This is a genomic window from Microcella pacifica (assembly GCF_009371975.2).
GTDB lineage: Bacteria > Actinomycetota > Actinomycetes > Actinomycetales > Microbacteriaceae > Microcella > Microcella pacifica.
On the sequence record NZ_VIKT02000001.1, the window covers coordinates 88,849 to 108,578 of the forward strand.

Annotated in this window: 22 protein-coding genes; 7 read left to right on the plus strand and 15 right to left on the minus strand. The window is 71.7% G+C overall.

Annotated features, from left to right (window positions below; translation table 11 throughout):
- Window positions 1-133 precede the first annotated feature (133 nt).
- Entirely contained in the window at window positions 134-505 is a 372-nt protein-coding gene (locus FK219_RS00415; RefSeq protein ID WP_152581925.1) for a sec-independent translocase, read from the minus strand.
- Window positions 506-568: 63 nt separating this feature from the next.
- Between FK219_RS00415 and FK219_RS00420 the strand changes: the two genes are divergently transcribed.
- On the plus strand, window positions 569-1,201 hold the full coding sequence (locus FK219_RS00420; RefSeq protein WP_152581926.1) for an O-methyltransferase: 633 nt from the start codon (window positions 569-571) through the stop codon (window positions 1,199-1,201).
- Between the two features lie 101 nt (window positions 1,202-1,302).
- Here the strand turns inward: FK219_RS00420 and FK219_RS00425 are convergent, their stop codons facing one another.
- The 3 genes from FK219_RS00425 to dapE all read right to left on the minus strand — a co-directional run bounded on the left by FK219_RS00425 (window position 1,303) and on the right by dapE (window position 3,963).
- Window positions 1,303-1,470 (minus strand): DUF3117 domain-containing protein, encoded by a 168-nt coding sequence (locus FK219_RS00425; protein WP_152581927.1) that lies wholly within the window; start codon window positions 1,468-1,470, stop codon window positions 1,303-1,305.
- Window positions 1,471-1,573: 103 nt separating this feature from the next.
- Window positions 1,574-2,878 carry a hypothetical protein gene (locus FK219_RS00430; protein ID WP_328821546.1) on the minus strand — a complete coding sequence of 435 codons (1,305 nt, stop codon included), beginning with the start codon at window positions 2,876-2,878 and terminating at the stop codon, window positions 1,574-1,576.
- Window positions 2,860-3,963 carry a succinyl-diaminopimelate desuccinylase gene (dapE, locus tag FK219_RS00435; RefSeq protein WP_152581928.1) on the minus strand — a complete coding sequence of 368 codons (1,104 nt, stop codon included), beginning with the start codon at window positions 3,961-3,963 and terminating at the stop codon, window positions 2,860-2,862. The genes FK219_RS00430 and dapE overlap by 19 nt, the downstream gene beginning before the upstream one ends.
- A 39-nt stretch (window positions 3,964-4,002) precedes the next feature.
- On the opposite strand from dapE, the gene dapD reads away from it, so the two are divergent.
- Entirely contained in the window at window positions 4,003-5,007 is a 1,005-nt protein-coding gene (gene dapD / locus FK219_RS00440; protein ID WP_152581929.1) for a 2,3,4,5-tetrahydropyridine-2,6-dicarboxylate N-succinyltransferase, read from the plus strand.
- Window positions 5,008-5,024: 17 nt separating this feature from the next.
- Here the strand turns inward: dapD and FK219_RS00445 are convergent, their stop codons facing one another.
- From FK219_RS00445 to FK219_RS00470, 6 genes are all read right to left on the minus strand, one after another.
- Window positions 5,025-6,311 (minus strand): citrate synthase, encoded by a 1,287-nt coding sequence (locus tag FK219_RS00445; protein ID WP_152581930.1) that lies wholly within the window; start codon window positions 6,309-6,311, stop codon window positions 5,025-5,027.
- A gap of 180 nt (window positions 6,312-6,491) precedes the next feature.
- Window positions 6,492-7,607, minus strand: a complete 1,116-nt coding sequence (gene dapC, locus FK219_RS00450; protein ID WP_152581931.1) for a succinyldiaminopimelate transaminase — start codon at window positions 7,605-7,607, stop codon at window positions 6,492-6,494.
- 8 nt (window positions 7,608-7,615) lie between these two features.
- Window positions 7,616-7,936, minus strand: a complete 321-nt coding sequence (fdxA, locus tag FK219_RS00455) for a ferredoxin (protein WP_152581932.1) — start codon at window positions 7,934-7,936, stop codon at window positions 7,616-7,618.
- Window positions 7,933-8,358, minus strand: coding sequence for a hypothetical protein (locus FK219_RS13530; protein WP_152581933.1), 426 nt, complete (start codon window positions 8,356-8,358; stop codon window positions 7,933-7,935). Before FK219_RS13530 ends, fdxA begins: the two co-directional genes overlap by 4 nt.
- The gene (locus FK219_RS00465) at window positions 8,351-9,463 is read right to left on the minus strand and encodes a branched-chain amino acid aminotransferase (RefSeq protein WP_168212347.1); all 1,113 of its coding nucleotides are present in this window, start codon (window positions 9,461-9,463) and stop codon (window positions 8,351-8,353) included. The genes FK219_RS13530 and FK219_RS00465 overlap by 8 nt, the downstream gene beginning before the upstream one ends.
- Window positions 9,464-9,565: 102 nt before the next feature.
- Window positions 9,566-10,621 (minus strand): 3-isopropylmalate dehydrogenase, encoded by a 1,056-nt coding sequence (locus tag FK219_RS00470; RefSeq protein WP_152581934.1) that lies wholly within the window; start codon window positions 10,619-10,621, stop codon window positions 9,566-9,568.
- Between the two features lie 178 nt (window positions 10,622-10,799).
- Here FK219_RS00470 and FK219_RS00475 point away from each other — a divergent pair, with 178 nt between their 5' ends.
- Window positions 10,800-11,045 (plus strand): DUF6458 family protein, encoded by a 246-nt coding sequence (locus tag FK219_RS00475; protein ID WP_152581935.1) that lies wholly within the window; start codon window positions 10,800-10,802, stop codon window positions 11,043-11,045.
- Between the two features lie 31 nt (window positions 11,046-11,076).
- Here the strand turns inward: FK219_RS00475 and serA are convergent, their stop codons facing one another.
- Window positions 11,077-12,669 carry a phosphoglycerate dehydrogenase gene (gene serA, locus FK219_RS00480; protein WP_152581936.1) on the minus strand — a complete coding sequence of 531 codons (1,593 nt, stop codon included), beginning with the start codon at window positions 12,667-12,669 and terminating at the stop codon, window positions 11,077-11,079.
- A 195-nt stretch (window positions 12,670-12,864) separates the two neighbouring features.
- Here serA and FK219_RS00485 point away from each other — a divergent pair, with 195 nt between their 5' ends.
- Window positions 12,865-14,115 carry a molybdopterin molybdotransferase MoeA gene (locus FK219_RS00485; protein WP_152581937.1) on the plus strand — a complete coding sequence of 417 codons (1,251 nt, stop codon included), beginning with the start codon at window positions 12,865-12,867 and terminating at the stop codon, window positions 14,113-14,115.
- Here the strand turns inward: FK219_RS00485 and FK219_RS00490 are convergent.
- The gene (locus FK219_RS00490) at window positions 14,105-16,480 is read right to left on the minus strand and encodes an FdhF/YdeP family oxidoreductase (RefSeq protein WP_235923659.1); all 2,376 of its coding nucleotides are present in this window, start codon (window positions 16,478-16,480) and stop codon (window positions 14,105-14,107) included. The genes FK219_RS00485 and FK219_RS00490 overlap by 11 nt on opposite strands.
- Window positions 16,481-16,494: 14 nt before the next feature.
- A complete protein-coding gene (fdhD, locus tag FK219_RS00495; RefSeq protein ID WP_328821547.1) occupies window positions 16,495-17,379 on the minus strand; it encodes a formate dehydrogenase accessory sulfurtransferase FdhD in 885 nt (294 codons plus the stop codon).
- Between the two features lie 40 nt (window positions 17,380-17,419).
- Between fdhD and mobA the strand changes: the two genes are divergently transcribed.
- From mobA to FK219_RS00510, 3 genes are read left to right on the plus strand one after another with little or no spacing between them, the layout of a single operon-like run.
- Complete coding sequence (mobA, locus tag FK219_RS00500; protein WP_152581939.1) at window positions 17,420-18,157, plus strand: molybdenum cofactor guanylyltransferase; 738 nt, start codon at window positions 17,420-17,422, stop codon at window positions 18,155-18,157.
- On the plus strand, window positions 18,154-18,468 hold the full coding sequence (locus tag FK219_RS13535) for a DUF6457 domain-containing protein (protein ID WP_235923641.1): 315 nt from the start codon (window positions 18,154-18,156) through the stop codon (window positions 18,466-18,468). The genes mobA and FK219_RS13535 overlap by 4 nt, the downstream gene beginning before the upstream one ends.
- Window positions 18,465-18,851 (plus strand): DoxX family protein, encoded by a 387-nt coding sequence (locus tag FK219_RS00510; RefSeq protein WP_235923642.1) that lies wholly within the window; start codon window positions 18,465-18,467, stop codon window positions 18,849-18,851. Before FK219_RS13535 ends, FK219_RS00510 begins: the two co-directional genes overlap by 4 nt.
- A 26-nt stretch (window positions 18,852-18,877) precedes the next feature.
- Here the strand turns inward: FK219_RS00510 and FK219_RS00515 are convergent, their stop codons facing one another.
- Window positions 18,878-19,258: a hypothetical protein gene (locus tag FK219_RS00515; RefSeq protein ID WP_152581940.1), complete on the minus strand. Its 381-nt coding sequence runs from the start codon at window positions 19,256-19,258 to the stop codon at window positions 18,878-18,880.
- Window positions 19,255-19,707, minus strand: a complete 453-nt coding sequence (locus FK219_RS00520; protein WP_152581941.1) for a hypothetical protein — start codon at window positions 19,705-19,707, stop codon at window positions 19,255-19,257. The genes FK219_RS00515 and FK219_RS00520 overlap by 4 nt, the downstream gene beginning before the upstream one ends.
- Between the last annotated feature and the right edge of the window lie 23 nt (window positions 19,708-19,730).

Below are 19,730 nucleotides of genomic sequence, written 5' to 3' on the forward strand. Positions count from 1 at the left end.
CGAGGCTCACGGTCGGGCGAACAGCGGGCCCACGGTCAGGCGCACAGGCGGGCGCGCAGCGGGGCGAGGCTCACGGTCGGGCGCGCAGCGGTACGCACGGTTAGGCGCACAGTCAGGCGCCGGGCCTACAGCTCTACGTGGCCTCGAGGTCGAACGGAGCCGGCTTGCCCTCGCGGATCAATCGCTGACGCTGGGCATAGGCCGACTCGCGCTTCGGTACCGACACCGTCGGCGCGACCGGCTTCTCCTCATCCTCCAGGAGCGCCTCCCGCACGATGCGACGCGGGTCGTACTGGCGCGGGTCGAGCTTCTTCCAGTCGATGTCGTCGTAGTCGGGGCCCATCTCCTCGCGCATGCGATCCTTCGCCCCGCTCGCCATGTCGCGCAGAGACCGCACGAGCCGCCCGAACTGCGCCGCATACATCGGCAGACGGTCCGGGCCGATGAGGAGCACGGCAATGAGACCGATCAGCAGAAGCTTCTCGAACGTCAGGCCTAGGGACACCCCTCGACAATAGCCCGGCGAGACCGAGTCTTCGCCCTAGGCTGGGCGCAACGAGGAGTGCGCGTGCCGAGCAAAGAACTGTCCTGGAAGTACGTCGAAGAGACCACGGTCGAACCCGACGTGATCGCGCGCGCCCGCGCGCAGTCGGTCGAGCAGGGCATCGACGCGGTGAGTCCCGCCACGGGGGCTCAGCTCGCCCTGCTCTGCGGCGCAGTCGACGCCCAGTCGATCATCGAGATCGGTACCGGTCTCGGCGTCAGCGGGCTCTGGATGCTCAACGGCGCGCCGCACGCCCACCTCACGTCGATCGACCTCGAGGCCGACCACCACGAGGTCGCGCGCACTGCGTTCACCGATGCCGGGCATCCCGCCGCGCGCGTGCGCCTCATCACGGGACGTGCACTCGAGGTGCTGCCGCGCATGAACGAGGCCAGCTACGACGTCGTGCTCGTCGACGGCGACGCCGCGAACATTCTCGACTACATCGCCCACGCGATCCGGCTCGTCCGCGTCGGCGGGCTCGTGCTCGTACCGCACGCGCTGTGGCGCGACTTCGTGCCCGAGCCGGCGAAGCGCGACGGCGTGACGGCGCAGCTGCGCGGGCTGCTGCGCGAGCTGCGCGACTCGCCTGCCGTGCGCATCGCGGTGTCTCCCGTGGGAGACGGACTGCTGCAGATCCTCACCGTGCCCGAGTAACGAGCCAGGCCCGTATCGGCGCCCGCGTGCTGAACCGAGCGACGACGAGGCGCGCCGGGTGGTGGTGCGCTCGACAGAGCGCGCGCTCGGGAGAGGGTGCGCTAGGAGATCGCCGCGGCGAGCGCGTCGTGCAGCTCCTGCGCCTCGGCGTCGTTGACCGACACCACGAGGCGTCCACCGCCTTCGAGGGGCACGCGCACGATGATGAGGCGACCCTCCTTGACAGCCTCCATCGGTCCGTCTCCGGTCCTGGGCTTCATGGCTGCCATGGTGGTATCCCCTTTCAATGAGACTTCCCCTCTATTATCCCGCATCCGCCGACATTGCCTAAATCGAGGGGATGATCGGGGCCGCAGTCGAGCGTCGCGCGGGTCACGGCGGGGTCCAGTCGTAGGCGTCGACCCACCAGCCGAGGTGCACCCAGAGAACCTGCCCGGCGATGCCGATCGCGATCGCGAGCACCGCGAGCACCCCGCGCACCGGCCCCACCGCGGCCCGCGGCAGCCGCCGCCCGAGCGTCCCGTTCCCCACGCTCACGATGCCGAGCGCGATCGCCCCGAGAGCGGGCGCGAGCGGCACGAGCAGGCGGAACGTGCTCGACTGGGGGAAGAACACTGCGAGCAGGTACAGCGCGTAGGCGACGATCCAGCAGCGCAGCTCCACGGGCATGCGCCGCATCGCCGGGAGGGCGAACGCGCATGCCGCGAGCAGCAGCACCGTCACGAGTGCGACCGGCCCGAGCACGTCGCCGAGCCACCACTGCGCGCCCTGCCACCACGGGGTGAAGGGCACGAGGTGCACGTCGCCGATGTACGGTCGGCGCCAGGCGAGCTCGGTGTCGGTGTATCCGAGAAAGTCGCCGGTGGCGAGGGCGACGATGCCCGGCCACGCGAGGCCGGCGAAACCGGCGACGGCGGTGACGCTGAGCAGGGTGACGCGCTCCCGCATCCCGAACGGTTCGATGCCGCGTCGCGCCCGACGCCACCGCCACAGCCAGACCAGCGTGAGCAGCAGCGCGAAGGCGAGCCCGCTCGGGCGAGTGAGGGCCATGACCGTCACGACGACCGCGAGGGGCGCCCACCGCCGCTCGAGCACAAGCAGGAGTGCGAGGAAGAGGAGCGCCAGGTGCAGCGCTTCCGCGTAGGCGACCTGGTAGATCGGGGAGAGCGGGGCGACGCAGAACAGCGCCGTGCCGAGCATCGCCGCCCCCGCGCTCATCCAGCGCCGCAGCAGGGCGTGGAAGAGCAGCGCCGCAGCGCCGCCCGCAACGACCGAGATCGTCACGGCGACCGCCGCGAAGTCGATGGCGGACCCGCCGCCGGTGAGACCGAGCCCCGCCCGCACGAGCATCGGGTAGACGGGCATGAACGCCCACGCGTTCTCCTGCGCGAGGCCGTCGTCGTCGCGCGGGATCTCGTCGGGGTAGCCGACGGCGGCGATGATCCAGTACCAGTGGCCGTCCCACAGGCGCGCGAAGTCGAGGTAGCCGGGGCTCGCCTCCGTCCACGGGTTGTCCTCCTGCCGGGCCGCGAACGCCATGAGGATGCTCGTGGTCACGACCCGAGACGCGCTGTAGACCGCGAGCACCCACGCCCACCACGGCACCCGGCCGAGGGCGGTGGCGAGGCGCTCGGCTGCGTGCCCGACGGCCGGAACCGCTACTGCCCGCTCAGCCACGCTCGAAGGCCCCGCTCGCACGCGCGGATCTGCTCGACCGGCACGCGCTCGTCGTCGGCGTGCGCGAGCGACCCGTCGCCGGGACCGTAGTTGACGGCCGGGATGCCGAGCTCGGCGAAGCGCGCGACATCCGTCCAGCCGTACTTGGGCGCTGGGGTGCCGCCGACCGCTGAGACGAAGTGCTGCGCGAGCGGAGCATCCAGTCCCGGCCGGGCGGCGGAGGACTCGTCGGTCACGATCATCTCGAGGCCCTCGGTGTCTGCATCAGCAGGCAGCAGCACCGAGCGCACGTGCTCGAGCGCCTGCGCGACCGTCTTGTCGGGCGCAAAGCGGTAGTTGACGGTGAGCACGGCCGCGTCGGGGATGACGTTGCCGGCCACTCCCCCGCTCACGCCCACGGCGTTGAGCCCTTCGCGGTAGGCGAGCCCGTCGACCTCCACGGTCGCCGGCTCGTAGGCGGCGAGCGCGGCGAGCGCCGGTGCGAGCGCCTGGATCGCGTTGACGCCCATCCACGACCGCGCCGAGTGCGCCCGACGGCCGGAGGCCCGCAGCTCGACGCGCACGGTGCCGTTGCAGCCGCCCTCGACGACGCCGTTCGAGGGTTCGCCGAGGATCGCGAAATCCGCCGCGAGCAGGTCGGGGTGCGTGCGCGCGAGACGGCCGAGACCGTTGAGGGTCGCCTCCACCTCCTCGTGGTCGTACCAGACCCACGTGACGTCGTGCACGGGCTCGGTGAGCTCGACCGCGAGGGCGAGGGCGACCGCGACGCCGCCCTTCATGTCGACCGTGCCGCGCCCCCACAGGGTGCCGGTGAGCTCGTCGCCCTCGAGCCGTGTCGGCAGGTTGTCGTTGATGGGCACGGTGTCGATGTGGCCGGCGACGATGATCCGCTGCGCGCGCCCGAGCTGCGTGCGGGCGACGACCGCGTCGCCGTCGCGCGTGACCTCGAGGTGGGGCGCCTCGGCTCGCAGCGTCGCCTCGAGGGCGTCGGCGAGCATCCGTTCATCGCTGGAGACGCTGGGCAGGTCGCACAGGGCGCGGGTGAGGCCGACGACGCCGGCGCGCACGGGAAGGGTGGCGGTCACGTCGCCCAGCCTAGTTCGGCGCCCCGGTAGCCTGGGGTCATGGCCTCGAGCACCTCCCCCACCGCGACTGACACCCCCGCCGACGGCACCGCGCCGACCCACGCCTGGGGCTACGGCCTCGCGACGGTGCGCGCGAGCGACGGCGAGGTGCTCGACACGTGGTACCCCGAACCGCACCTCGGCTCGCTGCCGGAGGGCCGCGACCCGTACATCGTCCCCGCCGAGATCGCCCGCCTGCAGGGTGACGACGAGCGGCGCGGCGTGCGCCTCGAGGCCCGCACGGTCGAGATCGAGCTGGATGCGCCCCCCGCCTCCACCCCCGACGCCTACCTGCGCCTGCACCTGCTCAGCCACCGGCTGGTGCTGCCGAACAGCATCAACCTCGACGGCGTCTTCGGCCACCTGCCGATCGTGATGTGGACGACGGGCGGCCCCCTGCACCCCGACGACCTCGACGCGCTGCGCCCCGGACTGCAGCGTGCGGGCCTCTCGCCGCTCGGCATCGACAAGTTCCCGCGCATGCTCGACTACGTCACGCCGCCGCGCGTGCGCATCGCCGACGCCTCCCGCGTGCGCCTGGGCGCCTACGTCTCGCCCGGCACGACGGTCATGCACGAGGGCTTCATCAACTTCAACGCCGGAACCCTCGGCGCCTCCATGGTCGAGGGCCGCATCAGCCAGGGCGTCGTCGTGGGCGACGGAACCGACATCGGCGGCGGCGCGTCGATCATGGGCACGCTCTCGGGCGGCGGCACGCACCGCATCGCGATCGGCGAGCGCGCGCTGCTCGGCGCCAACAGCGGCATCGGCATCTCGCTCGGCGACGACTCAGTCGTCGAGGCGGGGCTCTACGTGACCGCCGGCCAGAAGGTCTACGTGGTCGATGGAACGACCGGGCCGGATGGCCTGCCTCGCGCCGTCAAGGCTGCTGAGTTGAGCGGGGTCGCGGGGCTGCTGTTCCGCCGCAACTCGCTCACGGGAGCCGTTGAGGTGCTGCCCCGCACGGGAGCGGGCGTGCAGCTCAACGAGGCCCTGCACGCGTAGGTCGCGGTGCGGTGCTGCTAGCGCTGGGGCCAGTCGCGCGCGGCCGAACCCGTGTACAGCTGCTGGGGGCGGCCGATCTTCGTGCGCGGGTCGTCGTTCATCTCGCGCCAGTGGGCGATCCAGCCGGGTAGGCGCCCGATCGCGAAGAGCACCGTGAACATGCGCGTCGGGAAGCCCATCGCCTTGTAGATGACGCCCGTGTAGAAGTCGACGTTCGGGTACAGCTTGCGCTCGATGAAGTAGTCGTCGGCGAGCGCGATCTGCTCGAGCTCGCGAGCGATGTCGAGCAGCGGGTCGCTCATGCCGAGGTCGGCGAGCACGGCATCCGCGCTCTCCTTGACGAGCTTCGCGCGCGGGTCGTACGACTTGTAGACGCGGTGCCCGAAGCCCATGAGCTTGACGCCGTCCTCCTTGTTCTTGACGCGCTCCACGAACCGCTCGACGCTCTCGCCGCTGTCACGGATGCGCCCGAGCATGCTCAGCACCGACTCGTTCGCGCCTCCGTGCAGCGGGCCCGAGAGCGCGTTGATGCCCGCCGAGATGGAGGCGAAGAGGTTGGCCTGCGTCGAGCCGACGAGCCGCACCGTCGAGGTGGAGGCGTTCTGCTCGTGGTCCTCGTGCAGGATGAGCAGCCGCTCGAGCGCCTGCGACAGCACGGGGTTGATCTCGTACGGCTCGGCCATCGTGCCGAAGTTGAGACGCAGGAAGTTGTCGACGAAGCTCAGCGAGTTGTCGGGGTACAGGAAGGCCTGCCCGACCGACTTCTTGTGCGCGTAGGCGGCGATGACGGGCAGCTTCGCGAGGAGGCGGATCGTGGAGATCTCCACCTGCTCGGGGTCGTGCGGGTTGAGCGAGTCGCCGTAGTAGGTCGAGAGCGCCGAGACCGCGGAGGAGAGCACCGACATGGGGTGCGCCTGGTGCGGGAGGGAGTCGAAGAAGCGCTTGAGGTCTTCGTGCAGGAGCGTGTGGCGGCGCACGCGCGAGTCGAAGGCGTCGAGCTCGGAGGGCGTGGGCAGCTCGCCATAGATGAGCAGCCAGGCCACTTCGAGGAAGGAGGCGTTGGCCGCGACATCCTCGATGGCGTAGCCGCGGTAGCGCAGCACGCCGTTGTCGCCGTCGATATAGGTGATGGCGCTCTGCGTCGAGGCGGTGTTGACGAAGCCGTAGTCGAGCGCGGTGAGCCCGGTCTGCTTCGTCAACGTTGAGACGTCGATGCTGGAAGCGCCGTCGACGCTCGTCAGGATCGGGAACTCCGCGGTTCCTCCCGGGAACTGCAGGGTGGCCTTCTGATCGGCGTCGCTCACTGCGCCTCCTCGCGTTGGTCGTGTCCGGGTTGGACGTGTCCGCAACGGTCGTGTGGCCGCGTGGGACGGTTCTGGGGAGAGGGCTCTCCGCTGCGCGCCGGGTGTGGTGGCGTGCGGGGAGGGCCCGCTTACAGCCTAGGCGCAAATGGGAGCCAGTGCGCCACCCGCCAACGGAGACGCTCAGTCGTTGGAGGATGAGACCAAGCGCGCGGCGGCCGCAGTGATGCGCTCATCGCTCGCGGTGAGGGCGAGGCGCACATGGCGCGACTGTTCGCCCTCGTAGAAGGTGCCGGGGGCGACCAGGATGCCCTTCTCGGCGAACCAGGCGACGGTGTCGAGGGCGGGCTCGTCGCGCGTGCACCACAGGTACAGCCCGGCTTCGGAGTGGTCGATGCGCAGGCCCGCGGTGCGCACGGCGGCGGCGAGGGCATCCCGCCTGGCGCGATAGCGCTCCTTCTGCTCGGCGACGTGGGCGTCGTCGCCGAGGGCGGCGATCATGGCGGCCTGCACGGGCGCGGGCGGCATGAGGCCGGCGTGCTTGCGCACCTGCAGGATGCTGCGCACGAGCTGCTCGTCGCCGGCGAGGAAGGCGGCGCGATAGCCGGCGAGGTTCGACTGCTTGCTGAGCGAGTAGACGCTGAGCACGCCGGTCGCGGGGCCGTCTCCGACGACGCGAGGGTCGAGGATGCTCGGCGCAGGCGCGTCCGCCCACGCGCCCTCCCACCCGAGTTCGGCATAGCACTCGTCGTTGACGATGACGGCGCCCAGCTCGTGGGCTCGCGCGACGGCGGTGCGCAGGGCGTCGACGTCGAGCACGGCGCCCGTGGGGTTGCCCGGGCTGTTGAGCCACACGAGGCGCGTCTCGGCGGGCCACAGCGCGGGGTCGTCGGCCGCGACAGCCGTGGCACGCGCGAGGGCCGCACCGACCGCATAGGTGGGGTAGGCGACCTGGGGGTGCACGACGGCGTCGCCCGGCCCGAGCCCGAGCAGGAGCGGCAGCCACGCCACGAGCTCTTTCGAGCCGATCGTGGGCAGCACCGCGTCGGGGTCGAGGCCACTCACGCCGCGGCGGCGCGCGTACCAGTCGACGATCGCCGCGCGCAGCTCGGCCGTGCCCGTCGTCTGCGGGTAGGCGTGGGCATCCGTCGCCGCGCGCAAGGCCTCGCGCACGACGTCGGGGGTCGGGTCGACGGGCGAGCCGACGGAGAGGTCGCAGATTCCGTCGGCGTGCTCACGGGCGCGGGCCGCATGGGGCGCGAGCGAGTCCCACGGGAAGTCGGGTAACGCGATACCCACCGGTACGGCTACTGCTGCTGCGGCGGCAGCGCGGCCACGATCGGGTGGTCGTAGTGGATGACGCCGACTTTGGCGGCTCCACCGGGTGAGCCGATCTCCTTGAAGAACTCGACGTTGGCCGTGTAGTAGTCGGCCCACTTCTCGGGGGTGTCGTCTTCGTAGTAGATGGCCTCGACGGGGCACACGGGCTCGCAGGCGCCGCAGTCGACGCACTCGTCGGGGTGGATGTAGAGCATCCGGTCGCCCTCGTAGATGCAGTCGACGGGGCATTCGTCGATGCAGGCGCGATCCTTGAGGTCGACACAGGGGAGGGCGATGACGTAGGTCACGGTGCAGTCGAGTCCTTCTCTTCGGCGGGCCCCTCCATGGTAACGGCCCGAAGCCGTGAGAGCCGTGCAGGGTCGGGCCACGCGATCACGACGAGGGCGATGAGCGCAACGCCGAAGGTCCAGGCGAGGCCGACGGCGTTGGCGGGCACGAGCACCGTGCCGCCGACCGGCAGGCTCAGGATCGCGCTCATGCCGGCGACCCCGAGTGCGCCGGTCGCCGCAGGCGACCGCACGGATGCCCAGCTACGCAGCCCCGCCAGGAACAGCCCGACCGTGCCGAGGGCGACGATGAGCCCGATCGGCGGCAGCGACTGATGAAAGAACGTGCCGATGAAGCCGAGCACGGTGCCCAGCAGCAGGACGACCGCCAGAGTGCCCGCTTGCGCCCAGCTGGGCATGCGGGCGAACTCGTGCTCAGGCATCCAGGCGCAGCATCCAGTCGTGCGGGTCGGGTCGGCGACCGTACTGAATGTCGGTGAGCTCCTCGCGCAGCGACATCGTGAGCTCGCCGGGCTCAGCGTCGGCCGAGCCGATCGTGAAGTCGCGGGCCGAGATCATGCCGATGGGCGTGATCACGGCGGCGGTGCCGCACGCGAACGCTTCGACGATGTCGCCGTTCGCGACGCCCTCGCGCCACTCGTCGATCGAGACCTGGCGGCGCTCGACCGTGTGGCCACGGTCTTCGGCGAGGTGCAGCACGGAGTCGCGCGTGATGCCGGGCAGGATCGATGCGCTCTGCGGCGTCACGAGTGTGCCGTCGCGCTTCACGAGCACGATGTTCATGCCGCCGAGCTCTTCGAGGTAGCGGCCTTCGACGGAGTCGAGGAAGAGCACCTGCTGGCAGCCGTGCTCGGCGGCTTCGGCCTGCGCGACGAGCGAGGCGGCGTAGTTGCCGCCCGTCTTGGCGGCGCCCGTGCCGCCCTTGCCCGCGCGCGAGTACTCGGTGGAGAGCCAGATGGAGACGGGGCTCACCCCACCCGGGAAGTACGCGCCGGCCGGCGAGGCGATGACGTAGTAGGCGACCTTGTGGGCCGGTCGCACGCCGAGGAACGCCTCCTTGGCGAACATGAAGGGCCGCAGGTACAGGCTCGTCTCGGGCGCGGTGGGCACCCAGTCGCCGTCGACGGCGACGAGCTGCCGCAGCGACTCGATGAAGTACTCCTCGGGTAGCTCGGGCAGCGCCATGCGCCGCGCGGAGGCCTGCATGCGGCGCGCGTTGGCGTCGGGGCGGAACGACCAGATGGAGCCGTCGGCGTGCCGGTAGGCCTTGAGCCCTTCGAAGATCTCCTGGCCGTAGTGCAGCACGCTCGCCGCGGGGTCGAGGGCGATGGGGCCGTAGGGCTGCACGCGCGGGCGGTGCCAGCCGCCGTGCTCGCTCCAGCACACGTCGACCATGTGGTCGGTGAAGGTCTTGCCGAAGCCCGGATTGGCGAGGATCGCCGCGCGATCGGCGTCGCTCACCGCGGACTCGTTGCGCGTCACCGCGAACGTGAGGTCCTTCTGGGCTAGGGGCAGCGAGATCGTCATGGTGTGTCCTCGGCAGATTGACGGCGGCGCGACTGCGCGCCGGTGAAGCGTTGGTCTAGCGTACTCCGGGCTGCCGCGTGACGCCCGTGCGGGATGCTCGGCTCAGGCCGCGGCGGCCTCCGCGATTGCCGCGCCGATCTCGGCGGTGCTGCGCGGGGTCGCGCCGCGCGCTGCGAGGTCGGCTTCGACGGCGCGCGTCACGCGGGCCGCGGCCTCGCCGAGCCCGCTCTGCTCGAGCAGCAGCGCCACGGAGAGGATCGCCGCGGTCGGGTCGGCCTTCTGCTGGCCGGCGATGTCGGGCGCCGAGCCGTGAACCGGCTCGAACATGCTGGGGAAGTCGCCGCTCGGGTTGAGGTTGCCCGAGGCGGCGAGGCCGATGCCGCCGCCGATCGCGGCGGCGAGATCGGTGAGGATGTCGCCGAACAGGTTGTCGGTCACGATGACGTCGAAGCGCGCGGGGTCGGTGACCATGAAGATCGTCGCCGCGTCGACGTGCAGGTAGTCGACGCTCACCTCGGGGTGCTCGGCGGCGACGGCGGTGACGATGCGCTGCCAGAGCCCTCCCGCGTGGACGAGCACATTGGTCTTGTGGACGAGCGTGAGCCTCCCCCGCCGCGCGGCGGCCTGGGCGAAGGCGAAGCGCACGACGCGCTCGACGCCGAAGGCGGTGTTGACGCTCGTCTCGTTGGCGATCTCGTGCGGCGTGCCGACGCGCAGCGCGCCGCCATTGCCCACATAGGGTCCTTCCGTGCCTTCGCGCACGACGACGAAGTCCACGTCACCGGGATCGGCGAGCGGTGAGGTGACGCCGGGCAGGATGCGCGTGGGCCGGAGGTTGACGTGGTGGTCGAAGGCGAAGCGCAGCTTCAGCAGCAGCCCGCGCTCGATGATGCCGCCCGCGAGCTTCGGGTCGCGCGGGTCGCCGCCGACGGCGCCGAGCAGGATGGCGTCGTGCTGGGCGAGCTTCTCGAGGGTCTCGTCGCCGAGAATCTCGCCGGTCGCGAGGTAGTGCGTGGCACCGAGCGGGTAGTCGGTCTGCGTGACCGTCGCCTCGTCGCCCACGGCGGCGCGCAGGACGCGCAGCGCCTCGGCGGTGACTTCGGGGCCGATGCCGTCGCCGGCGATGACGGCGAGGTCGAGGGTGCGGGTGCGGGTCATGGGGCCTCCATCAGGCAATTCTCAGTCAACGGGCAGGATCCGCACTCCCGTGCCGATCTGCCGCTCTCAGGCTAGCGCCAAGCCCTGCGCCCCCGGGGTCGGGGCCCTCGCGAGCAGGCGCGGCCCGCGCTACGGTCTCAGTCGGCTCCTACCGGGGTCACAACGAAAGGACCACGTCATGAGCATTGGTTTCGGAATCTTCCTGTTTGCCGTTGGCGCGATCTTCGCCTTCGCCGTCAATGTGAGCCTCGACTGGATCGAGCTCTCCACCGTCGGCTACATCCTCATGGTGGCCGGTGCGGTCACCGTCATCATCGGCGGAGCCCTCATGGCCCGTCGTCGCTCGTCGACGCACGAGACCACGGTCGACCCCGCATCCGGTGCGAGGACGACGCGTCGCAGCACGACCGACCCTGTCGAGTAGCGCGCCAACCCGGAGGGGTCGGGCCTGAGGCTCAGACCTCGTAGAGGGTAATCTCGCGCAGGAACGAGGCGTCGATCTCGCCGCGCAAGCGCTCCAGCAGCTCGTCCGGCACCTGCGAGTCGACGGTCAGCACACTCAGTGCCGGCCCGCCCGCCGTGTGCCGGGCGATCTGCATGCCCGCGATGTTGATCTGGGCCTCGCCGAACTCCTTGCCGTAGACGGCGACGATGCCCGGCCGGTCGGTGTAGAGCATGACGATGAAGTGCTCTGCCATGGGCACTTCGACGTCGTATCCGTTGATCTCGACGATCTTCTGCACCTGCTTCGCGCCGACGAGCGTGCCGCTCACCGAGAGCTGCGTGCCGTCGGCGAGCGAGCCGCGAATCGTCAGCAGGTTGCGGTACTCCTCGCTCACCTCGTCGGTGATGAGGCGCACCTCGACTCCGCGCTGCTCGGCGAGCAGCGGCGCGTTGACGTAGCTGACCTGCTCGGAGGAGATCCGGCCGAAGATGCCCTTGAGGGCCGCGAGCTTGAGCACGCCGACGTCGTGCGCGACGATCTCGCCGCGCACCTCGACGTCGATGCTCGCGAACGAGTGGTCGGCGAGGCTCGCCCACACCTGGCCGAGCTTCTCCATGAGCGGGATGCCCGGGCGCACGCTCGGATCGATCGTGCCACCGGCCACGTTCACGGCGTCGGGAACGAGCTCGCCGTCGAGCGCGAGGCGCACCGACTTGGCGACCGAAACCCCGGCCTTCTCCTGCGCCTCGTCGGTCGAGGCGCCGAGGTGCGGCGTGAGCTGGATGGTGGGCAGGTCGAGCAGCGGGGAGCCCTTCGGCGGCTCGCTCACGAAGACGTCGAGGCCCGCGCCGGCGATGCGGCCGCTCGCGAGGGCCTCGTGCAGGGCATCCTCGTCGATGATGCCGCCGCGGCTCGCGTTGACGATGCGCAGGGAGGGCTTCGCCTTCGCGAACTCGTCCGTGCTGATGAGGTTCGTGGTCTCGGGGGTCTTGGGAATGTGGATCGTGATGACGTCGCTGCGCTCCATGAGCTCGTCGAGGGTCACGAGCGTCACGCCGAGCTGCGCGGCGCGCGCCGGCGGAACGTAGGGGTCGTAGCCGAGCAGCTCGACCTCGAACCCGGCGAGACGCTGGGCGACGAGGGTGCCGATGCGGCCGAGGCCGACGATGCCGATGGTCTTCTCGTAGAGCTCGAAGCCCGTGAAGGCGGAGCGCTTCCACTCCCCCGCCTTCATGGAGGCGTTCGCCTCGGGAATGTGGCGGGCGAGGGCAAGGATGTGCCCGACCGCGAGCTCGGCGGCGCTCACGACGTTGCTCGTGGGCGCGTTGACGACCATGACGCCGGCCTCGGTCGCGGCCTTGATGTCGACGTTGTCGAGCCCGACGCCGGCGCGCGCGACGACCTTGAGGGCGGAGCCGGCGGCGATCGCCTCGGCGTCGACCTGCGTCGCCGAGCGGATGAGGATCGCGTGCGCCTCCGGCAGGGCGGCGAGCAGTGCGGCGCGGTCGGTGCCGTCGACGTGGCGCACGTCGAAGTCGGGGCCGAGAGCGTCGACGGTGGCGGGAGACAGCTGTTCGGCGATGAGCACGACGGGCTTGGACACGAGTGGAACCTCACGGGGGTGTCGACAGGATGGGCGGACTGCGGGCGAGCACGGGGCTCGCACAGGGCGATCACGGGGCGCGGTGGTCGGGGCGCCGTTGGCCTGTGCCTCCAGGGTAGTGGAGCGCTCGCGGCGCCCAGGACCGCGGGCGCGAGCGGGCCCGCCCCGGCCGCGCCGACCGGCTAGCGTGAAGCCATGGTCGGCACGTCGCGCATGCGCAGCGTCGAGGAGCACCTCGACGACATCCTCGCGGGCGTTCGCGAGCTTCCGGTCGAGTCCGTCCCCCTCGACGCGGCCCTCGGGCGCGTGCTCGCACGGGAGGTCACGGCGACGACGGCGATCCCCCCGTTCGACAACTCGGCGATGGACGGCTACGCCGTGCGCGCGGAGGACGTGCGCGGAGCATCCGATACCGCGATCGTCAGCCTGCCCGTCTCAGCCGATCTTCCCGCAGGCGCGGCGGCGGATGCTCGGCTCGAACCCGGCACGGCCGCACGCATCATGACGGGGGCCCCGGTGCCGCCCGGGGCGGACGCGATCGTGCCCGTCGAGCACACCGACGGCGGCACGGCGAGCGTGCGCGTGCACCGGGAGCCAACCCTCGGGGCGCACGTGCGACGCGCGGGCACCGACCTGGAGGCCGGCGCGACGGTGCTCCCGCCCGGCGTGACGCTCACCTCGCGCGCGATCGCCGCGGCGGCGAGCGCGGGACGCGCGACGGTCGAGGTGCATGCCCGCCCGCGCGTCGCCGTCATCTCGACCGGCAGCGAGCTCGTGCCGCCCGGCGAGCCAACGCGGCGCGGGCAGATTCCCGACTCGAACTCCTTCCTGCTGGCCGCCGCCGTCGCGGAGGCGGGAGGCGCGGCCCTGCGACTCGGCTCGGTGGCCGACGACGTCGACGCTCTGCGAGCGCTGCTGGAGCGAGCCGCGCGCGAGGCCGACGCCATCGTTCTCTCGGGCGGCGTGAGCGTCGGCGCCTACGACGTCGTCAAAGAGCTACTCGCGCCGCTGGGCGTGCGCTTCGGCACCGTGCGCATGCAGCCGGGCAAGCCGCAGGGCTTCGGGCACTGGCTCGACGGCACCCCGATCTTCGCGCTGCCCGGCAACCCCGTGAGCGCGGCGGTCTCGTTCGAGGTCTTCGTGCGGCCCGCGCTGCGGCGCCTGCAGGGGCTCCCCGAGGTGCATCGCCCCCGCAGCACGGGCACTGCCGAGGTCGGGTGGCGCACGCCGCCGGGCCGCCGGCAGTACATCCCGGTGACGATCGTGCGGGATGCCGCGGGCGCGGCGCGCGTGCGCCCCGCGACCGCGGGCGGCTCGGGTTCGCACCTCGTGGCGAGTCTCGCGCTCGCCGACGGGCTCGCGATCGTCGACGCGGAGGTCGAGGAGGTCTGCCACGGCGATGTCGTCGAGGTGCTCGACTGGCGGGATCAGCCGCCTACCGCGTGAGCGACGGCTCCGTGTCGGGCTGGTGCTCGGGCTCGGGCGCGCGATCAGTCTCTGGCGCGGCGACGCGGTGCGGTTCGAGCCGCACGACGACCGCTTTCGAGACGGGCGTGTTGCTGCCCTCGGCGACGCTCTCGAGCGGGACGAGCACGTTCGCCTCCGGGAAGTAGGCGGCAGCGCATCCTCTCGCCGTCGGGTAGGCGACCACGCGCCAATCGCTGAGGGAGCCGTGGTCGGCGCCGCGCCACTCGCTCACGATGTCGACCCGCTGGCCGTCCTCGAGGCCGAGCTCGGCGAGGTCCTCGGGGTTCACGAACACGACACGGCGACCCTTCTTGATGCCCCGGTAGCGGTCGTTGAGCCCGTAGATGGTCGTGTTGAACTGATCGTGCGAACGCAGGGTCTGCAGCAGCAGTCGGCCGGCGGGCCGCTCGACGGCCTCGAGCGTGTTGACCGTGAGCATGGCGCGCCCCGTCGCGGTCGCGAAGCTGCGGGAGTCGCGCGGGCCGTTGGGCAGCACGAAGCCTTCGGGGCGGCGCGCCTTGGCCGAGAAGTCGTCGAAGCCCGGCACGACGCGGCTGATGCGGTCGCGGATGAGGTCGTAGTCGCCCTCGAAGTCGCGCCACGGAATGCTCACGCGGTCGCCGAGCACGGCCTCGGCCATACGGCACACGATCGCGACCTCCGAGAGCAGGCGCTCGTCGACGGGCTGCACTGCGCCGTAGGAGGCGTGCACGGCGCACACCGTGTCCTCGACCGTCACGAACTGCTCCCCTGACGTCTGACGGTCGATCTCGGTGCGGCCGAGCGTGGGCAGGATGATCGCTTCGCGCCCCGTGACGACGTGGGATCGGTTGAGCTTGGTCGAGATCTGCACGGTGAGGGCGGTGCCGCGCATCGCGGCCTCCGCGGCGGCGGTGTCGGAGATCGCACCGACGAAGTTGCCGCCGAGCGAGATCCACGCGCGAATACGCCCCTCGCGCATCGCCTGCACGCCGTGCACCGAGTCGACGCCCTCCTCGCGCGGAGGGGCGAAGCCGAACTCTCTCTCGATTGCGTCGAGGAACCACGCCGGCATCTTCTCCCACACGCCCATCGTGCGGTCGCCCTGCACGTTGCTGTGCCCGCGCACGGGGCACGCTCCCGCGCCGGGCTTGCCCATGTTGCCGCGCAGCAGGAGCAGGTTGACGATCTCGCGAATCGTCGCGACGGCTCTCCTGTGCTGCGTGATGCCCATCGCCCACGTGATGATGACGCGGTCGGCGCGCAGGTAGCGCTGCGCGAGCTCGTCGATCTCCTGCGAGGTCAGGCCCGTCGCGGCGAGCACCTCGGCCTCGTCGACCGCGCTCAGGTGGGCGAGGGTCTCCTCGACGCCGCTCGCGTGCTCGGCGAGGAAGGCGTGGTCGAGCACGCTGCCAGGCGCCGCCGCCTCGGCCTCGAGCACGCGCCGGGAGAGCGCCTGCAGGAGCGCCATGTCGCCGCCCGAGCGGATCTGCAGGTACTGGTCGGCGATGCTCGTGCCGCGCCCCACGACGCCGCGCACGGTCTGCGGGTTCTTGTAGCGCTTGAGGCCCGCCTCGACGAGCGGGTTGACGGCGACGATGCTCGCACCGTTGCTCTTCGCCTCCTCGAGCGCGGTGAGCATGCGGGGGTGGTTGGTGCCCGGGTTCTGCCCCATCACGATGATGAGGTCGGCCTGGGCGAAGTCGTCGTAGGCGACCGTGGCCTTGCCGATGCCGAGCGTCTCCGTGAGCGCCGCGCCCGTCGACTCGTGGCACATGTTCGAGCAGTCGGGCAGATTGTTGGTGCCGTAGGCGCGCACGAACAGCTGGTAGAGGAAGGCGGCCTCATTGGATGCTCGCCCGCTCGTGTAGAAGGCCGCCTGGTCGGGCGACTCGAGCGAGGCGAGCCGCTCGCCGATGATCGCGAACGCCTCCTCCCAGCTCACCGGGCGGTAGTGGTCGCTGTCGGCGGCCTTGTGCACGGGCTCGACGAGGCGGCCCTGCTGACCGAGCCAGTACTCGTCCCGCTCGAGGAGGTCCGTAAGCGAGTTCTCGGCCCAGAAGCTCGACGGCACCGTGAGCGGCGTCGCCTCCCACGTGACCGCCTTTGCGCCGTTTTCGCAGAACTCCGCCGCCTTGCGGTGCGTGGGGTCGGGCCACGCGCAACTCATGCAGTCGACGCCCTGCTGCTGGTTGAGCTTCGTGAGGAGCGTCAGCGAGCGCCCCACCCCGAGCTCGGCGAGCGCCGGGCCCATCGCGTGCAGCACGCCGGGAACACCCGCGGCCCACTCCTTCGGCGCGGTCACGACGAGGTCGGGCTCGGGGCTGGTCGCGCCGGAGCCGCCCGGTGCTGAGTCGTCGGTCAGATCTTTGCGGTCGGTCACGGGACGAGTTCCTCCTGCGGGAGCGCGAGCTGAGCATCCTCGATGCGGTCGATGCCCGTGTACACGACCATCGACTCGCCGCGCAGGAAGCCCACGAGGGTCATGCCGAGCTCCTCGGCGAGCTCGACCGCGAGCGACGACGGCGCCGAGACCGCGGCGAGCATCGGGATGCCCGCCATCGACGCCTTCTGCGTGAGCTCGAAGCTTGCGCGGCCCGAGACCATGAGCACGGTGCCGGTGAGCGGCAGCCGGTCGTTCATGAGTGCCCAGCCGACCACTTTGTCGACGGCGTTGTGCCGCCCGACGTCCTCGCGCAGCACGAGCAGCTCGCCCGTCGCGCCGTCGACGAGCGCGGCCGCGTGCAGCCCGCCCGTCTTCTCGAACACCGCCTGCTGCTCGCGCAGGCGATCGGGCAGCGTCGTGAGCAGCTGCGCGCTCACGACGAGCGGGTCATCGGCGACGGGGTGCTGCGAGCTCGTGCGCACCGCCTCGATGCTGTCCTTGCCGCACAGCCCGCACGAGCTCGTCGTGAAGAACGTGCGCGCGAGACTCGGGTCGGGGGCCGGAACGCCGGGAGCGAGGGCGACGTCGAGCACGTTGTACGTGTTGCTCACGGTCCCGGTCGCGCGATCCTCCGCGGTCGCGTCGACGCAGTACCGCGCTGCCGAGAACTGCTCGCCGCGCGCGATCACACCCTCCGAGACGAGGAACCCGGCCGCGAGCTCGACGTCGCTGCCCGGGGTGCGCATCGTGATGGCGAGGGGCAGGCCGCCGACGCGGATCTCGAGCGGCTCCTCGACGGCGAGCACGTCGGCGCGCTCGCTCGGCGCGTGACCGAGCGTGATCCGCGTGACGCGGCGGCGTTGCGTGATGCGTCCCACTCTCCGATCGTCGCACATGCCGCCCCACTAGCGTGGAGCCGTGATCGTCGACGCTCTCGTGCTCAGCGGCGGCCGGGGTGCGCGACTCGGCGGGGTAGCCAAGGCCGGGTTGCTGGTCGACGGCGCGACGCTCCTCGAGCGCACGGTCGGCGCGCTCTCGGCCGCGCGCTTCCTCGTCATCGTCGGCGACGCTCCCCCGCAACTGCTCGACGCCCGCGTGAGCGCGACGCGCGAGCATCCCGCATTCGGCGGCCCGGTCCCGGCGATCGGTGCCGGCCTCGCGGCCCTGGATGCTCGGCGCGAGCCCGCCGCCGACGCGGTCCTCCTGCTCGCCGTCGACATGCCGCACGTCACCCCCCTCGTGCCGGAGCTGCTCGCCGCCCTCGCCGCGCTGCCGGCGGCTGACGCGGTGCTGGCGCTCGATGAGTCGCAGCGCGTGCAGCCGCTCGCGGCCCTCTACCGCGCAGCACCCCTGCGTCGCGTGCTCGCCTTGCTCGAAGCGGGCAGTGATGACGCGGAGGGCGCAGGGCGCGCAGGGCGCGCAGGGCGCGCAGGGCGCGCAGGGCGTGCAGGGCGTGCAGGGCGTGCAGGGCGTGCAGGCGAGCATCCCGCACCGCACCCGCTTGCCTCCCTGCCCCTGCGGGCGATCACCGCGAGGATGGTCGTCGAGACGATCGCGGCGCCCCCTGGGTCGACGGCCGACGTCGACACGCTCGACGATGCGGCGGCGCTCGGCGTCACCGTGCCCCGCACGACCGAAGGAGACCGCACACTATGACCGACGATCGAGACGCCCTGCTCGCCGCCTGGGTGGACGAGCTGTGCGCCGCCCTCGGGCTCGAGCAGCCTCCCGCCGACATCGACACCCTGCTCGCGCTCGCCGGGAGGGTCGCGCACGGCGTCGTGCGCCCCGCCGCGCCGCTCGCGACCTTCCTCGCCGGGTACGCCGCTGGCCGACGAGCCGGAATCGAGGATGCTGCGCTCACGCCCGGAACCGGCGCCGGCGCCGGCATCGGCCCGGAGCTCGCGACGATCGACCGGTTGCTCGCCGAGCGGGGCGCCGCATCGAACGAGGAGGGTGCCTCGTGACCGTCGAGCTCGCGCTCACCGTGGCGCGCATCATCACGGCCGTCGTGTTCGTGGCCATCGGCATCACCCACTTCGTGCCGAGCGTCGTGCGCACGATGGCCGCGATGGTGCCCGCCGTCTTCCACGGCCGCCCGTTCAGCCCGCGCGGCTGGGTCTGGGTCACGGGCGTCGCGGAGATCGCGGGAGGGATCGGGTTGCTCGTGCCGGCGACGAGGCCCGCGGCGGGCATCCTGCTCGCGGTGTTCCTCGTGTGCGTATTCCCGGCCAACGCCTACGCGGCGCACCATCGCGACCGCTTCGGCGTCGTCGCGGTGCCGCTCGTGCCGAGAATGCTCATGCAGCTCGCGCTCATCGCGCTCGTGCTGTGGGTCGGCCTCGCCTGACTCGCCCTCGCCGAGGACGGCGGGCCCTACAGAACCACGAGCGTGCCGGTCGCGACGGCGATGAGGCTCAGCCTTGTCGCCGCGATCGCTGCGAGGCTAGCGATGAGCACGAGCGTCAGACGCGCGAGCGTCAGGCGCACCCCGATGACGACCGCGGCCGCGTAGTACACGACGGGCATGGCGACGCCGAGGACGAGCGTCGGCCACGGCACGCTCTCGGCGAGCCCCAGGTCGCTGAGCAGCTCGGGCAGGGCGATGAGGTTGCCGACGGCGTCCCACGTGAACCAGGCGACGACGAGGCCCAGGAGCAGGATGACGCCGAGCCGGGCGACGCGAGAGCCCCGGTCGGCGGGGGCGGTGCCGACCGGCTCGGTGCCGGGAGGGGTGAGATCGCGCGCCTCGGTCATGCGAGCACCCCCAGCACGAAGGGCCAGGGCAGCAGCACGAGGGTGCCGAGCGCGAGCCATCCCGCGCGGCGGCCGAGACGACCCGCCGTGAGCATGACCGCCGTCACGAACCAGAGGGCGCTCGCGATGATCGCGAGGAACTCGGCGAACTGGTAGAGCACCTCGAGCACGAGCGTCGGTCCGTTGAGCGGCAGGCTGCTCACGCCGACAATCCAGGCGATCGAGTAGACGAGGTAGACGAGGGCGCCGACCGCGGTCACGAGAGACAGCGCGAGCGAGCCGCGCGACGGCTCCGGCGACGCCGAGAAGCGCCCCTCAAGCTCGCCCACTTCGTCAGAGTCTGCTTCGGCCTTGCCCTGCGACGCCCCATTCTGCGCTTCGACCCAGCTCGGGTCGTCGACGTCGTCCCACCGCAGGGCGGAGTCGTCGTCGGGCGGCGTGCGAGGCATGAGCGAGAGCCTAGCGGGATGAT